At 39.9% G+C, this 16,854-nt stretch carries 14 protein-coding genes; all 14 read left to right on the top strand.

What is annotated here, in order from left to right:
- Positions 1-160 precede the first annotated feature (160 nt).
- The 14 genes from ABFC98_06190 to rpmA all read left to right on the top strand — a co-directional run bounded on the left by ABFC98_06190 (position 161) and on the right by rpmA (position 16,567).
- A complete protein-coding gene (locus ABFC98_06190; protein MEN6445620.1) occupies positions 161-1,912 on the top strand; it encodes an ABC transporter ATP-binding protein in 1,752 nt (583 codons plus the stop codon).
- Complete coding sequence (locus ABFC98_06185) at positions 1,912-4,071, top strand: ABC transporter ATP-binding protein (protein MEN6445619.1); 2,160 nt, start codon at positions 1,912-1,914, stop codon at positions 4,069-4,071. Before ABFC98_06190 ends, ABFC98_06185 begins: the two co-directional genes overlap by 1 nt.
- Before the next feature lie 322 nt (positions 4,072-4,393).
- Entirely contained in the window at positions 4,394-7,201 is a 2,808-nt protein-coding gene (locus ABFC98_06180) for a T9SS type A sorting domain-containing protein (protein MEN6445618.1), read from the top strand.
- A 589-nt stretch (positions 7,202-7,790) separates the two neighbouring features.
- Positions 7,791-9,251 carry a peptidylprolyl isomerase gene (locus ABFC98_06175; GenBank protein ID MEN6445617.1) on the top strand — a complete coding sequence of 487 codons (1,461 nt, stop codon included), beginning with the start codon at positions 7,791-7,793 and terminating at the stop codon, positions 9,249-9,251.
- A gap of 255 nt (positions 9,252-9,506) precedes the next feature.
- Complete coding sequence (locus ABFC98_06170) at positions 9,507-10,058, top strand: hypothetical protein (protein MEN6445616.1); 552 nt, start codon at positions 9,507-9,509, stop codon at positions 10,056-10,058.
- A 120-nt stretch (positions 10,059-10,178) separates the two neighbouring features.
- Positions 10,179-10,469, top strand: a complete 291-nt coding sequence (locus ABFC98_06165) for a hypothetical protein (GenBank protein ID MEN6445615.1) — start codon at positions 10,179-10,181, stop codon at positions 10,467-10,469.
- A 25-nt stretch (positions 10,470-10,494) separates the two neighbouring features.
- Positions 10,495-11,709 carry a PLP-dependent aminotransferase family protein gene (locus tag ABFC98_06160; protein ID MEN6445614.1) on the top strand — a complete coding sequence of 405 codons (1,215 nt, stop codon included), beginning with the start codon at positions 10,495-10,497 and terminating at the stop codon, positions 11,707-11,709.
- Positions 11,710-11,729: 20 nt separating this feature from the next.
- Positions 11,730-12,029 (top strand): 4Fe-4S binding protein, encoded by a 300-nt coding sequence (locus ABFC98_06155; protein MEN6445613.1) that lies wholly within the window; start codon positions 11,730-11,732, stop codon positions 12,027-12,029.
- An 11-nt stretch (positions 12,030-12,040) separates the two neighbouring features.
- Positions 12,041-13,264 (top strand): 2-oxoacid:acceptor oxidoreductase subunit alpha, encoded by a 1,224-nt coding sequence (locus ABFC98_06150; GenBank protein ID MEN6445612.1) that lies wholly within the window; start codon positions 12,041-12,043, stop codon positions 13,262-13,264.
- Position 13,265: 1 nt separating this feature from the next.
- Entirely contained in the window at positions 13,266-14,105 is an 840-nt protein-coding gene (locus tag ABFC98_06145; GenBank protein MEN6445611.1) for a 2-oxoacid:ferredoxin oxidoreductase subunit beta, read from the top strand.
- Complete coding sequence (locus ABFC98_06140; protein ID MEN6445610.1) at positions 14,105-14,641, top strand: 2-oxoacid:acceptor oxidoreductase family protein; 537 nt, start codon at positions 14,105-14,107, stop codon at positions 14,639-14,641. The genes ABFC98_06145 and ABFC98_06140 overlap by 1 nt, the downstream gene beginning before the upstream one ends.
- A 521-nt stretch (positions 14,642-15,162) precedes the next feature.
- Positions 15,163-15,570, top strand: coding sequence for a methylmalonyl-CoA epimerase (mce, locus tag ABFC98_06135; protein MEN6445609.1), 408 nt, complete (start codon positions 15,163-15,165; stop codon positions 15,568-15,570).
- A gap of 405 nt (positions 15,571-15,975) precedes the next feature.
- Positions 15,976-16,290 carry a 50S ribosomal protein L21 gene (rplU, locus tag ABFC98_06130; GenBank protein MEN6445608.1) on the top strand — a complete coding sequence of 105 codons (315 nt, stop codon included), beginning with the start codon at positions 15,976-15,978 and terminating at the stop codon, positions 16,288-16,290.
- Positions 16,291-16,309: 19 nt separating this feature from the next.
- Positions 16,310-16,567, top strand: coding sequence for a 50S ribosomal protein L27 (gene rpmA, locus ABFC98_06125; GenBank protein ID MEN6445607.1), 258 nt, complete (start codon positions 16,310-16,312; stop codon positions 16,565-16,567).
- The last annotated feature ends 287 nt before the right edge of the window (positions 16,568-16,854 follow it).

Raw genomic sequence — 16,854 nt, 5'->3', positions numbered from 1 at the left:
AAATATGCCCTCTTCATTATCCATATATATACGCCAGCGGATGGAAAAGATTTGACAAAAAAAACTATCTTAAAAGGTTGGCTTAGGATTTTAGATATTTGTAGCGTTCAAAATTTATGATGTTAGCCGCTATCCCCAAAAAAAATATTATGAGAGAAAAATGCGAACTTTTGATGCTGTTCTTCCCTATTTGAAGAAGAGCTACACCCGGATTTTGGGTGGATTGATAATGCTGATATTGGTCGATCTGGTGCAACTTGCCGTCCCGAAAGTGATGCAGTATGCCATAGATCACATCCAAGAAAGGACAATAGATTCCAGAGGTCTGGCTTGGATAGGGCTGATTATATTCGGATTTGCCATAGCGGTGATGGTGTTAAGATATTTTTGGCGCATTCTCATTATTGGCAATTCCTACCTTATCGAAAAAAGTTTGCGTCAAGATTATTACGATCATCTGCTTACTTTGTCCCAGAACTTTTTCAACAAAAGTAAAACTGGAGACCTGATGGCATACGCTACAAACGATTTGAATGCGGTTCGGATGCTTTTTGGAATGGGGTTAATTTCGGCGATGGATATCGTGTTGATGACCATTGCCTCTTTTTCTTTTATGGTGTCTATAAATGCTAAATTGACCTTGCTGGCAATTATCCCTATGCCTTTTATCTCATTAACCGTTATGTATTTTGGCAGAAAAGTGCATACTCGTTTCAGAGCTGTGCAACAAAGTTTCGCCACTTTAAGCGGAAGAGTTCAAGAAACCATTTCCGGCATCAGAATTGTGAAGGCATTCTGTCAGGAAAAAACTGAACTGAAAAAAATAGATAATGTGGCGCACGATTTTGTGAATCAAAATTTGGGGCTTGCCAGGATTGCCGGTGTTTTTCATCCTTTAATGGGCTTGATCATTAGCATCAGTATGATCATCACTATTTATTTTGGTGGACAAGCTGCCATTCGGGGTGAAATTAGCGTGGGTGGTTTCATCGCTTTCTTCCAATATCTTGGAATGTTGGTGTGGCCTATGATTGCCATTGGCCAAATTGTAGATATGTATCAAAGAGGAACTGCCTCCCTAAAACGCTTGAACGATATTTTTGAGGTAAAAGCTGAAATTGACGATGACTCAGCCGATAAAAGCATCACTAAGCTCGCAGGAAAAATCCTCTTCAAAAATTTGTCGTTCCGTTATGAACCTAATTTGCCCTTAATTTTTAATGACATCACTGCCGGCATAGACGCAGGAAAAACTTTGGCTGTCGTGGGTCCAACCGGTTGTGGAAAAACTACCTTGATCGAGCTTTTGGTAAGAATATATAATCCACCCCGAAATAGCATCTATATAGATGATTATGAACTTTATACCATACCTTTGAATGTTCTAAGAAGAGATGTAATTTTGGTGCCTCAAGATATTTTTCTGTTTTCAGAATCCATTGCGGATAACATTCGGTTAAGCAATCCGCAAGCTTCCGATGAAGAAGTTTTTGAAGCAGCTAAAACAGCTCAGGTATATGATGAAATTATGGAATTTGAACATAAATTCGAGACCATTGTCGGAGAAAGAGGCGTTACTCTTTCAGGAGGACAAAAACAACGCGTAGCTATTGCCAGAGCGTTACTTACCAATCCACAGGTTTTAATTTTGGATGATGCTCTTTCGGCTGTAGATACGAAAACCGAACGCAAAATTCTGGAATGTTTGATCGAAATCAGAAAAGGAAAAACCACTCTGATCATCGCTCACCGGATATCGTCTTTACAACATTCTGATCTGATCATTGTTTTGAATGATGGAATCATCGCTGAACGAGGAACTCATCAAGACCTCTTGCTAAAAGGTGGCATATATAAAGACCTTTACGAAAAACAAAGAATCCGAGCACGCTTGGAAGGAGAAGAAGAATAATGCATGGTGGCGGAGGTCACTCAGGACAAGGCGCTTATTTTGAAGATGAGCTGAAAAACAAATTCTACGATAGACGACTCTTCAGAAATATGCTGCATTACTTGAAACCCTACCTAAACAGGGTTATTCTTTCTTTTGTCTTTTTAATGGTGATTTCTGCCGCTGAAGTCATTATACCCTTAATTCAAAGGTCAGCCATTGACGATTATATCGTGTCCGATAAATCAATTGCCGTTTTTACCAATCAAACTGATTATCAAGCTTTTATCCAGCGTTATCAAAAAACTAAACTAAAAGAATATCATTATGGCGATAACCACTTTCTGATTATCAATGCCAAAGACAGGAACAAAATTAACCGCTCCGATCTGGACGCATTGAAAGTAAAAGGCATTTTAAAAGAAGAAACGGTTTATCTGATAACTGCCAAAGATAAAAATATGAACATCCTGAAACAGTATCTTCCCGAAAACCTAAATCCCAATCTACCAAAACTTTCCGGATGGTTCAAAATTGATTCCAATACGATTGCCGTCCCCAAGGATGAGCTGAAAAAAATACCGAATAATAAACGCTTGGAAGTTCGTTCAGATGCCTCGGAAAAATTGCTGGTTTTAGCTATTATCTTCTTGATAATTATTATCTTACGCTTTATAGCCAGTTATTTTCAGACGATTTTTACGGCATATTTTTCCCAAAATGCGATGGCTGATTTAAGACATGATGTTTTTGCCCATTTGCAAAAAATGCCCACTAAATTTTTTGATACCAATCCCGTTGGCAGATTGGTAACCCGAGTTACCAACGATATCGGAGCTATAGATGAAATGCTGGCTTCAGGAGTGATAACTCTTATCCAAGATGTGGTTTTAATCATCACGATCGTCATATTAATGTTGGCATTGAATTGGCGTCTGGCAATAGTAAGTTTCAGTATCCTACCCTTGGTAATCTGGGTGATTGTTATCTTCCGTAAAAAAACCAGAGTGGTGTATCGCGAAGTGCGTAAACATCTTGCAGTTCTAAATGCTACTTTGGCAGAGCATATTGAAGGACAAAAAATAATCCGACTCTTCAACCAGTATTTTCATAAACGCCAAAATTTTGCTTCCATCAATCAAAAATACTATCTTGCCTCTGTTAAACAGATTCGCTTATTTGCCTTCTTCCGACCTATCATTCATGTATCTTCACAAATTGCAGTTGCCTTGATCATCTGGTATGGAGGAGGCAAAATATTACAAAATGTTATCACAATAGGTCTGCTGATGGCTTTTACCCAGTATATTCAAAAACTTTTTGAGCCCATAAATGACTTTTCAGAAAAATTTAACTTCTTGCAAAGCGCAATGGCAAGCGCTGAAAGAATATTTAATTTATTGGCGTTGACTCCTGATGATTATAGAGAAGAAAAACACAAAAACATTAAACTGGATGGCGAAATAGAATTTGAAAATGTGTGGCTCGCCTACAATGAAGAAGAATGGATACTAAAGAATATCTCCTTCAAGGTTGCGCCGGGAGAAAAAATAGCTCTCGTAGGCCATACAGGCAGCGGTAAAACATCCATTGTAAACTTGATTTTGGGTATGTATCCTTACCAAAGAGGCAGAATTTTGATAGACGGTGAAGATATCCATAATTATTCTTTGGCAGACCTGCGTAAAAATGTCGGAATCGTTCAACAAGATGTTTTCCTCTTCTCCGGCAATATCAAAGATAATATTGCTCTAAATAATACAGAACTTAGCGACGAGGAAATTATCAGGGTCTCCAAATATGTAAATGCCGATAAATTCATCAGTCAATTGCCTCAAGGTTATTACGAACCAGTTATGGAAAGAGGCGCAACTCTTTCTACGGGACAAAGACAGCTGATTGCTTTTGCCAGAGTTTTGGCTTATGATCCTAAAATTTTTATTTTGGATGAAGCAACTTCCAATATCGACACTGAAACGGAACTGTTAATTCAAGACGCCTTAAATAAAGTAATCAAGGGTAGAACTTCCATTATAATTGCCCATCGCCTTTCCACCATTCAAAATGTGGACCGCATTTTAGTTTTGCATAAAGGTGAAATCGTGGAAGAAGGTTCCCATTTTGATCTGCTGGATAAAAAGGGAATGTATTATGACTTATACCGTCTTCAATACACCTAAAAAATCCGGTGTGCCTGTAAAAAGTGATTGACAGATTTAGGGCTTTGAAATATATTATAAAAAAAGGAAAATGAAGTTTGTCACCGAGAGTGATAATTTTGTCTCCCTATATTATATAGAGTGTATGCAGTAAAACCGGTCAGATATTTATGCTCGATGAACGATGTCTGGTTGTTCTCTACTTGCTAAATGAATAATCACCTGTATTTTTAAGGGTTACTTATTGATGGTTTTGGAAGAGAATGACACGATGTTCGCCATCCCTCTGCGGTTAAGACATACAAATAAAAAATGAACATTATTTGATCTATAAGGAGGATCAATGAAAAAGTATTGGCTGATCATCTTAGCCCTTACATTCATTACAGCCATCTTTGCAAATGGCAGCCGCTATGAAGTAGTTGCTTATAGCGAGGATTTTGAATCTGGAGCCACTGGTTGGACCCACTATGACGGTGCCGTGTCTCCTAATAATTGGCATATTTATAATGCTGGCGGAACTCAAGGAAATGTCTGGTGGATGGGAGATCCCGCACTTGCTCAGGGAGCCAATATTGGTGGTTATTACAATCATCAATATCTTGTTTTGGATACCCCGGCACGGACTTTGACCGCTGCCAATGCCACTTTAACTTTCAAACTTCGTCACAATTTGGAAAGCCCTACCGGAGCAACTGCTCCTTATACTGGATGGGATGCTTGCAATGTAAGAATTTCCACGAATGGAGGAACTACCTGGACCCCCATAACTGGAACCCCCACTTATGATATGACCTCTGCTTATTCTTTCGGTTTTGAACATGGTGAAGGTGCAGGCATACCTGGTTGGGGTGGTGTCCGTGAATGGACTACAGCCACTTTTGACCTTAGTGCGTATGTTGGCCAAAGCGTGAAAATTCGTTTTGCCTTTGCTTCCGATCCTGCCTACTGCACAAGTGACGCACCTGCAATGTTTGGAATGATGGTAGATGATATCAGTGTTGGCGGATATAGCAATAATGGAGTGGATGATGGTCAAATGACTTGGACTTCATTAGTTCCCCAAGGCGGGGATATTTGGAATCTGGGAACCGATACAACAGCTCCTTCACCCACACATTGTATGATCAATCAGAATGCTTCAGGTAGCTATAACATTAATATGATGAATTATTTAGTAAGCCCACCCATTACATTACCCACAAGTGGAGATATTCGCGCTGACTTTATGGTTATGGGTAGTTTTACCGATCCTAATACTTTCCCTGATGTAGATTACTGGGGTTGGGAATTTTCTGTAAATAACGGAGTTAGCTGGCATTATATGAGTAACCCTAATGACGATCCGAATGGAAACAATTATGTTTACAGTGATGCACCTACTGTTTGGACTTCTATGATTGAGGGCTATTCTCTCGATGGTTATATCACTAATTATCATGGCCAGACAGCTATCTTCCGTTGGTTTTTCAAATCCGATGCTGATACTCCCAGTGGAACAGGTATCCGCATTGACGATTTCAAGATTTATAACGACATCATCGTGGCTGCACCTGAAAATCTGGAAGGAACCGTTTCCGAAAATTCAGTTTCCCTTACCTGGGCTGCTCCCGGTAGTGGCGGTGGTGGCGGAGAAGAGGGCTGGATTTATTATTGTGGAGATCCCTCTGCCAATGCCATCGGAACCGATGCCGCTGCTGATTTTGATGTAGCTGCCAAATGGGATCCCCTGGGTGATACGAACAGTATCTATCCTTATGTGGGAATGAATATTACTAAGATTAAATTTGTTCCAGCCGAGCCCACTTCAATGTGTTCTTATTCAGTCCGTATTTGGACTGGTGCTTCAGGCGTCATGGTTTATGATCAGCCCGTAAGCACAATCACCGAAGATGGCTGGAATGAAGTTATTCTTACCACTCCTTACACTATTCCTTCGGGAACTGCTGTCTGGGCCGGTTTCCGTTGCAATACAACAGGTGGTTTTCCTGCCGGTTGTGATGCCGGACCTCAAATTGATGGCTACGGAAATATGATTCGTTTTAATGGCGTTTGGGGAACTCTTATTCAACAAAGTGCAACGCTTACCTACAATTGGAATATTCAAGTTTATGTTGCTGATGCCAATGGTAAAGAATATGTACTTGGCGAGCTTCCTATGAACGATACTTTTGCCGAAGGCACTTTGGGCGTTGGTTATAATGAACCCACTCGCGACCGCGAAGTAACTGCCTACAAGATTTATCGTGACAGCGAATATCTTGCCCAGGTAAATGGCGATGTATTAACTTACACTGATGCTAATGTAGCCGGTGGAACACACACTTACTATGTAACAGCAATGTATGGAACAAACGAATCCAGCGCTTCCAATACTATTACTATATTCGTATTACCAGAAAATTACTTCGAATTACATCATGATGATGGAACCTCCGAACTTGGCTTCAGCGTTGGAGCCGCCAAGCAAATGGCAGTTAAATTCTCTCGTTCTGGTCAATTCAGTGTAAGTTATATTAAAGTATATGTCGATTCAATTGGTACTGCACCTATAATTGTGCGTGTTTTTGACGCCAGTGGAACAGGTGAAACACCCGGTGGACAAGCAATTGTTCAATATCAATATCCTCTTGCTTCCATAGTTCAAGGGTGGAATTATATTGCCCTGCCAACTGTAGCTCAATTTACGGATGCCCCCTTCTATGTAGGTATTTTGGAAACTACAAATGCCTGCAAGATTGGTTTGGATACCAGTTCTAACGGCTTCAGCTACAAAAAGATTTCCACCAATTGGGAACCTGTAACTAACGGTGAAATTATGATTCGTCCGATTGTTATGGGTGGCCAAGCCGGAGAAGATCCCATTCTTCCAACTATAGTTCTGGATGCAAAGAACTATCCTAATCCTTTCAATCCCGAAACTACCATCCACTTCAGTTTACCTGAAAGCGGACCTACCAGCGTAAAGGTTTACAACCTGAAAGGACAATTGATTCGGACTTTAGTGAACGGCAATATGAATGCCGGCAATCAGAAGATTGTTTGGAACGGTATGGACGATAACAATCAGACAGTCGCCAGCGGATTATATTTTTACCGGGTAACCAATGTCGGCAAGAGTATTACGCGTAAAATGCTACTGTCCAAATAAATAGGTAGCAAGAGTTGAGAAAACTCTATCTTAAAAAAAGCTACTAAAAGTTAATAAACCAACAGTAAGAAACCCCGCAAATAAAGCGGGGTTTCTTTTTTCTCGTTTTGCTATTTTTTTTAGTCCTTCTGAATTTGCTTTTATTCTCTACCGAGGCATTATTCCATCGCCCAAAAGTGAAGGGCAGAGAAAGTCCTTACTTGTCACACGCGATTTAGCTTTATAACTCTGTAACGCATCAGTAACAATTCCGTAACGAAATAAGAGCAGTGTTACGGCAGTGTTACTGGGTCGTTAAAGATTCCTCTGTGTGACAAGCAATTAGCTAATTCCCAAGAGTTAGCATGGAGGCAAATGGCTGGGAAACATATTCCCGCTGCATTGTTTGGGCTAAACTGCCGTGAATTATCTGCCTTTATGTGGATGCTCCTGTTTTTGCTTTGTCATTGATGCACTAAAAAAGTGTTCAGAGATGGGATGAATGCTTGCTTATCAGACCCTGCGTCACTTTTTTCTTGCAGTAAATGCACCCATAAAAAGTATTGTTATTAGGAACAGATTCTGTTCTTGTTTTTTTGAGGAGTGAAAAGTGAAATACAAAATTCCGAGTATAATAATAATATGTCTGTTGTGGACACTTGCCCTGATGGCTGCCAAGCCAGACCCAAAAGCCGTAGTCGGTAAAATTGGTGATAGAGAATACAGCTACAAAAACTTCAATGATGGTTTTAAAGCTTATTTACAGTATTACGGAAAAGGCAGGACTCTAACCAAGCAAGATAGCATTAAATTGAACAATCAATACTGGGAAGAACTGGTTGGGATATATGTTTATGACCAGGCGATCAAAGCCGGCAAAATAAAAGTGACCGATGCTGAGCTGGAAGCAGAAATTAAGAAAAACATTCCTGCTGAAATAAAACAACTGAAGGATTTCCAAAGCAACGGCAAATTTGATAAAACCAAATATGAACAGGCATTAAAAGATCATCCCGATTTCAAAAACCAAGTAATTAGTTATGTGCGTGAACTATACAGCTACAATAAATTGATCAAAACCATAAAATCCGAAGTTAAAGCAAATCCGGACAGCGTCCAAAAAACTTGGCTATATAATAATGACTATGCAGACGCCCAAATTATTTATTTTAATTATAATGAGCTCACCCAAATAAATGCCACAGAAGATGAAGCGAGAGAATTTTATGATGCTCATAAGGAAGAATTCAAACGCCAAAATGGACGCAGCTATTTAATCGCCCGGTTCGCCGGAAACCTAAGTAAAATGGAGAATTCTGCCACTAAGGCACAAGAAAATAAAGCTCAGAGCACTGCTTTATTTAATAGAGCCAAAGAAATCGGTTTGCAAAAAGCAGCTACCGAAATGAACATTTCTATTGAAGAAACCCCCTATTTTAATGCACAGGATCAAATAATTCCGCTCGTAGGGAGAGCTCCCAATTTGATTTCTTTTGCTTTCCAAAATCCGATTGGTTCAATTCCCGATATTTATTATGCTCCCACTGGCGATATTTTGGTGCTGGAACTAAGAAGTGAAATACCGGAATATTATATTGATTTTGAGCTTAAAAAACAAGAAATGACCATCAAAGCCACTCGGGCTAAGCGAATGTTGGCTATGGAAAATTATGTGCAGGATTTTAAGCAAAAAGAAACTCCCGAAACATATTTACAGGCAGCTGCCAGAGATAGCATCGCCATTATTGAAGCGGAAAAAGTGCTTGCCAACGGCGAAATAAAACCTTTAGGCAAAATTCCCGCTCTCAATGAAGCAATTTTAAATACTCCTGTTGGCTCTTTCACTCCGTTTATTGAAAATGATAAACACTGGTATCTTGCTTTGGTGACCAAGCGAGAACATCCTGATTTATCTGTCTGGGAAAAAGATAAGGCAAAAATCATCGCTGCCGCCGAAGAAGAACTTCAAGAAGATCATTTGAATAAATGGTATATTGAACAACGCAATAAAATTCAGATAATCGATAACCGGAAGGATTTTTACGAACTGCTGATTCCCATAAAGTTATAACGATATAAAGATCAGAAGGACTTCCGTGGCTATAAATATAGCCGAGTTTGGAAATTTGGCAAAGTAATAAATGGCGCCCATAAAAATGTCCTTATATTTCTCTCATCCTGTTCAGCTTGGGACTATTCTTGTCTTATAGCTGCGATAATTTTTTCTATAAGTTCAATCGTGTGGCAATTCTGAAAGTAGCAGATTTTGATTGACTTTCTCCAACCTCCATTTAAAGTGGCATTAATAAAAAAAAGGGACTGCATTATGAAAAAAATCATCTTCCTTCTATTCCTTATTGCTGGCAGTTTAGCTCTGCCTGCTCAAACCGGACTTTTCAATTTAAGCTATGCCATTCCCATTGAAGAGGCAGATTCATTGCTTGCTTTAAGTAACTTTTATACGAATAACTTAAACGATAATTTCGTGCGTTACTACCCTAAAGAAGGCAATTTTGTAGATGCCATATTGGTTTTCGTAGAGCCGACAACGAGAAGAATGATCGGGTGGTTCATCAAATATAATCCCAATAACACGGAAGAAGATGATGCTTATGTTCTAAAAACCCTGCAGGAAATGCATGGCAAAAATAATCATTACGATGAAGAAACAAGCCAGTTGATTTGGTTTTTATCCACAACCCGCACAGTGCATATAATGTATGCTGATGATAATAGTTTAACGGTGCTTTATTACGATTCCTATTTTCCCGATCTTTTTCGCCTTCCGGATAAAAATAACCCAGAAATGAAGTCCGAAACACAAGCAATAATTCCTCCCGCTGATTCTAAGATGTCTTCCGATTCTAATGAGGAATGAGAATAGAAAATTGCCCCAATAAATTTACTGCTGTTGTTCTCAGCTAAACAGGCACAAAAAAAATTAACTTGACCTTTATGTGCCTTTTTTATAAAGAGTAAAAACAAAGATGGAGTTATAATGAAAATACATTTCAGAGATGTGCAAAGTGGAAATGTGGAAGCCAGAGCTATTATAGAAATAGCAGAGGGCGTTTTTTTAAATGAAGTTACGATCTTGAATATTGAGGGTGAACTGATTGTGGAATTTCCGCGCAAGAGTTTTGTAGGAAAAACGAAACGGACTTATTATATAGATATAGTTACTTTTGAAGATAACGATAAACGCATCGTGTGGGAACTGGAAATTAAAGACGCCTATAAAGAATGGCGTAAAACCAACAAAAAAGTATTAATTTACGAAGAAACCTAAAAAAAATAAAACAAGGAGTATCAAAATGATCACTGATTTGCAAAACATCCTTTCGACTAACATCAAGGGTATGAAACGCTCTGCTATCCGTGAATTATTGAAGTTTCTTGGGCAACCCGGCTTGATATCATTTTCAGGTGGTTTTCCCAGCCCCCTTACTTTTCCGGTCGCAGAGCTGAAAAGTATTATGGCTGAAGTTATGGATAACGAAGCGGCTTTTGCTCTTCAATATGGAACAACCGAAGGTGATGATTTATTACGCACTATGTTGGCAAACCGTTATAAAGCCAATGGCATAGATGTAACTAAAGATAATATCATCATTACTACCGCTTCCCAACAAGCATTGGACCTGATTTCCAAAATGTTCATTGACCCAGGCGATTATGTAATCGCTGGTTTACCTTCCTATTTGGGAGCCCTACAAGCTTTTGGTTCTTATGGAGCTAATATGATTGGCATTCCAATGGATGATGAAGGTGAAGATCCAAACCTTATGGAACAAGCATTAAAAGACCTTGCCGCTAAAGGTAAAAAACCCAAATTTATCTATTTAATCCCAGATTTCCAAAATCCGGCTGGAATAACAATGAGCGAACGCCGTCGGAAAGACATTCTGGAACTGGCTCATAAATATGATGTTCTGATCCTGGAAGATAGCCCTTATCGCGAACTTCGCTATGAAGGCGAATCTCAAAAAACCCTGTATGAATTGGACGGAACCGGACAAGTAGTTATTTTGGGAACTTTTAGTAAAATCTTCTGCCCCGGTTTCAGAATTGGCTGGGTAGTTGGTCATCCCGATATTTTGGATAAAATCGTGGTTGGCAAACAAGCGACTGATCTTTGTACACCCCCCTTCACGCAAAGAATTGCTGCCCGCTATATGGAAAAGGGTTATTTGGATCCCAAAATTAACGAAATTAAGAAAATGTATTCCGTTAAACAAAAAGGGATGCTGGAATCCTTGGAAAAATATATGCCTGCCGAAATGAAATGGACTCATCCCGAAGGTGGTTTGTTCTTGATGGTTACGGGTCCTGAAGATCTTGATACAAATGCTCTACTAATGGAATGTATTAAAGAAGCGAATGTTGCTTATGTTGCAGGAAACAGTTTCTTCTGTAATGGTAAGGGCTATAATACAATGCGCCTCAATTTTAGCTACGAAACTATTGAAACGAACATTGAGGGCTGCAAACGCTTAGGCAATTTCTTTAAAAATGTCTTGGCAAAATAAGTAAAATGATGGAGGAAAGAATGTCCAAAAAAGTCGAAAAAGACCGTATGGGCATGATTATACACGCAGAAGATACTCCCGAAAAAATGGAAGTAGAAATAACGGAAGTAAAAGCTCCTTGTGATGAGGATTCACCTGTCCTCATATATTATAATTGGTGTAAAAAATGTGGTATTTGTGTAGCTTTTTGTCCAACTGGCTGTCTGGGCAGAAAAAGTGACGGCTCGCCTTATGTGCAAGCACCGGAAAAATGCATTCATTGTGAGACCTGCGATTTGCTGTGTCCCGATTTTGCCATAACCGGTGCCAAGGATCGTTGAAGGAGCAAGTGATGACAGAAAAAGACAAAATCAAAACAGAAAAAATAACGAAAGCTGCCAAATTGGAAAGTAAACCAGTGGATACGCCCAAAAAACGAGAACGGAAAACAGTTCTGATGCAAGGTAATGAAGCAGTTGCCCTGGGAGCATTGGATGCGGGAGTAAATTTCTTTGCCGGTTACCCAATCACTCCTTCCACGGAAATAGCGGAAATTTTAGCGGCTGAGCTTCCCAAAAGAAATGGAACATTTATTCAAATGGAAGATGAACTTGCCTCCATTTGCGCTATAATAGGAGCTTCTTTGGCCGGAGCAAAATCGTTAACGGCTACCAGCGGACCCGGTTTTTCGTTGATGCAAGAAGGAATCGGTTTTGCCAAAATAACTGAGACCCCTTGCGTGGTTGTAGATGTCCAAAGAGTTGGTCCCAGCACAGGAATGCCTACCAGTCCTGCTCAGGGAGATATTATGCAATCCAAATGGGGTTCGCATGGTGATTCTCCAGCCATTGTTCTATACCCGGATTCCGTGAAAGAAAGTTATGAATTAACCATTCGCGCCGTAAATTTAAGCGAAAAATATCGCACTTGCGTAATCTTGCTATTGGATGAAGTAATTGCTCATATGCGCGAAGCAGTTTGCTTACCTGATATTGCCAATGTCCGAATTATCAATCGGATCAAACCAACCGTTCCGCCTCAATGGTATAAACACTACGATGAAAACCAAAAATACCTTTCTCCGCTTGCCAGTTATGGAGAAGGTTACCGTTTTCATGTAACCGGTTTAACCCATGATGCACATGGCTTTCCAACAAATAAACCAAGTGAAGCGGCAGAAATGATGGAACGTTTACGCAAAAAGATATCGTATAATATTCGCGACCTTGTTCAGATTGAAAGCTACCGGATGGACGATGCCAAAATTGCCATTTTTGCAGCCGGAATCACTTCGCGAGCTGCCAAAGCCGCAATTGCCTCTGCCAGAGCGGAAGGCATTAAAGTCGGTCTGTTAAGACCCTTAACTATCTGGCCATTCCCCGATGACGCAGTGCGCAAAATGTTGCGTAATGTAGAAACAGTGATAGTTCCGGAACTTAATCAAGGTCAGCTGATTTATGAAGTGCAACGCTTGACCAAAGAAAAAAGTGATGGTGGTCTCATTCCCATTAACAAAGTGAGCAGCGAACTAATCACTCCCAATGAAATCCTATCCAAAATCAAGGAGGTATGCTAAAATGGCAAATATTCCCCAACGCATTATTCACGAATACCTGCGTCACGATAAAAAATTTCCCCATGTATGGTGTGCCGGATGTAGCAATGGCATAGTTTTAGGAGCCATTATACGCGCAGTTGCCTCTTTGAATATAGATCGTAACGATATTGTTATGGTTTCAGGAATTGGCTGCTCTTCCAGAATGCCTGTTTATGTTGATTTCAATACATTACATTCGATTCATGGACGCAGCATCGCTTTTGCCACAGGTATAAAAATGCACAAACCCCATTTAAAGGTAATCGTTGTTACTGGCGATGGCGATTGTGCAGCCATTGGTGGAAATCATTTAATTCATGCCGCCCGCCGCAATATAGACCTGAAAGTGATTATGATAAATAATAATATTTATGGGATGACGGGTGGACAGTGCAGTCCCACAACTCCTCATAATGCTTATGCCACTACAGCTCCTTACGGAAATATAGAACCCGATTTTAACATCTGCAATTTGGCTATGGGTGCAGGTGCTTCTTTTGTTGCCAGAACAACGGCTTTTCATGTTTTGGAAATGCAAAATATGATTAAAGACGCTTTACAACATACTGGTTTTTCTCTGATTGAAGTAGTCAGTGCCTGTCCAGTTATTTACGGACGCTTAAATAAAAAAGGTGGTGCACCTCAGATGCTGAAGGATTTTCGCGATAATTCCATTCCTCTTTCCGCCGTCGAGAAATTGCCTCCTGAAAAAGTGGAAGGAAAGATTATCCGGGGTATTTTACGCAAGGAAATTCGGGCTGAATTTTCCACTGAATATGCAGCTCTTTGCAAAAAAACTCAAACTGCGGGAGGTGAATAATGGCTGATACTTATGAAGTTCGTCTTTCCGGAAGTGGAGGACAAGGGCTCATTTTGGCAGGAATCATTTTAGCCAAAGCGGCAGTTCTGGAAAATAAAAAAGTTACCCAAACCCAAAGTTATGGTCCTGAATCACGCGGGGGCTATTCTCATGCCGATGTCATCATCAGCGACAAGGAAATATATTTCCCGGAAGCAACCAGTATTAATTGTTTGATGGCTCTAACTCAAGACGCCTGCGATAAATTTCTGTTTGATTTAAGTGAAAACGGAATTTTAATCATTGATACCACTTTCGTGAAAAACCTTGCTTTGGCAGCTGAAAATACTTTCGAGGTTCCCTTCACGGAAATTGCTCAGGAAAAATTAGGAAGCCCCATTTCCACTAACATTATGGCGCTTTCCTTCTTGGTAAAAGTAACGGGAATCGTAAAAGAAAGTTCTTTAAAAAAAGCAATAGAAGATTCGGTCAAACCCGCTTTTGTGGATCTAAACTTGAAAGCTATGCAAATTGGCTTTGACCTGGCAAAAAAATAAATACTAAAAAAGTTAGGAGTCATCACTGCCAAGATAGGATGTTTTCACTCTGAAAATACTTTTGGCAGTGAGAACTCTTGACGATCTGGAAGAACGACATCTTGTCGTTCCCCTGACAACCAAATTATACTGTTTCCACATAATTTTGGAATAGCTTGACAGTTTGTTGTTGTCAAAAAGGAAGAACGACATCTCGTCGTTCCCCAGACAACCAAATTATACTGTTTCCACATAATTTTGGAATAGCTTAACAGTTTGTTTGTTGTGGGTTGACGAGGACGTCAACCTTCCTGGAAAAACACTTCCTGACAGTTTGTTTGTTGTCAAAAAGGAAGAACGACATCTTGTCGTTCCCCAGACAACCAAATTATACTGTTTCCACATAATTTTGGAATAGCTTAACAGTTTGTTTGTTGTGGGTTGACGAGGAAGTCAACCTTCCTGGAAAAACATAGCTTGACAGTTTGTTTGTTGTAGTTGACCAAAAAGTCAACCCATATTTTAACAAAGGAGAATAAAAAATGATTAAACAGCTCAGTCATATTGGCATAGCAGTTAAAGACCTGGAGGCAGGAATTAGCTTTTATGAAAGCATTGGTTTAAAATTGGAAGGCATAGAAGAAGTTCCTTCTCAGAAAGTAAAAGTCGCTTTTCTTCCTTGTGGAGAATGTAGAATCGAACTTCTCTGTCCCACTTCAGAAGATAGCCCCATAGCTAAATTTATCGAAAAAAAGGGAGAAGGAATTCAGCATATAGCTTTTGCAGTAGATGATCTTCCCACTGCTTTGCAAGACACTAAAGATGCAGGCATAAACTTAATTGATAATGAGCCGCGTCCGGGAGCTCATCATTCTGACATTGCCTTTTTGCATCCAAAATCTGCCTTGGGAGTTTTGATAGAATTTTGCCAAGAGCATAAAAAAGATTAGCGGGTGAAGTTAGCACAGAGAGTTTGTAGATAATCAGTTGGCAGGAAATAAGTTGTCTTGCTTTTTATGCAGAATATTCTTCCGCTTCATTAGCAAGGCAATCTACAAATTTAATCTTGAAAATCCTCGTAATCCTGTTCATTTCCTACCTATTCTTTTATCTGTGTAATCTGTGCAATCTGTGAGAACCCTTTTTGTATTTTTCGCGGAGGAACGGCGTCCTCCGACTACACATTGGGTTTCACCTTTTCACTTTTCCACCTTTCCACTTCTCGACCTCTCGACCTCTCGACCTCAAGACCCCTCGACTCCTCGACTTTTTCCGCTCACCGGAGTTAAATCCTTGACAGATTTCCCCTTTTCAAAAATCTGCCACCATATTAAAAAAATCTAAATGGAGAAACAATGTACGCCATCGTAGAAATTAAAGGATTTCAGTTCAGGGCTGAAAAAAACGCTGTGCTTCGCGTTCCCTGTCTGAATACAGCGGAACCTGGTCAGACATTAACTTTTGACAAAGTTCTTCTTCTGCGCGAGGAAGACAAAATTAAAGTAGGTCAGCCCGTTGTAGAAGGCGCCAGCATTACTGCCGAAGTTATTGATCACGGCAAGGGCAAGAAAAAAGTTATTTATCACCAAAAACGCCGAAAGGGCTATCGCGTAAAAAAAGGTTATCGCGAAAGCTATACAGACATTCGGGTCACCGACATTTTAGCTTAAGTAGAAGAGGTTAATAAAAATGGCACATAAAAAAGGTGTAGGAAGCTCCAGAAACGGACGCAACAGCAATCCCAAATATCGCGGCATCAAAAGAGCCGATAGTGAAAATGTCCTCGCCGGAAACATCATCGTCCGCCAAAAAGGCACGAAAATTCACCCCGGCAAAAATGTCGGAATGGGCAGAGATTTTACTATTTTTAGTTTAATTGACGGAAAAGTGGAATTTACAACTGGCAAGGAAGACAAAAAATTCGTCAGCGTTTTACCCACAGAATAGAATATTAGAACTCTCACAGATTGCACTGATTGCACAGAAAATAGGTTTCTCACAGATTGCACGGATTGCACAGATAAAAGAATAGGTATATGATACCTTCTGGGTAGTATAAGGACGCCGTTCCCCCGACTACCCATTTTTCATCTCTTTGTATACTCCTTTTAACCCAACTTTACCATTTCAAAATTTATCTACCTGTCCTATAATGAGTTAGCCAATTTGTGGGCACTACACAAGTTGGCGTTTTTGTTCTTTTCTGCGGATAGGTTTAAGGGGAAGATTTAGGG

Source organism: Candidatus Cloacimonas sp. (genome assembly GCA_039680785.1).
Classification (GTDB): domain Bacteria; phylum Cloacimonadota; class Cloacimonadia; order Cloacimonadales; family Cloacimonadaceae; genus Cloacimonas.
This window is presented reverse-complemented; position numbering and strand designations above follow the sequence as displayed.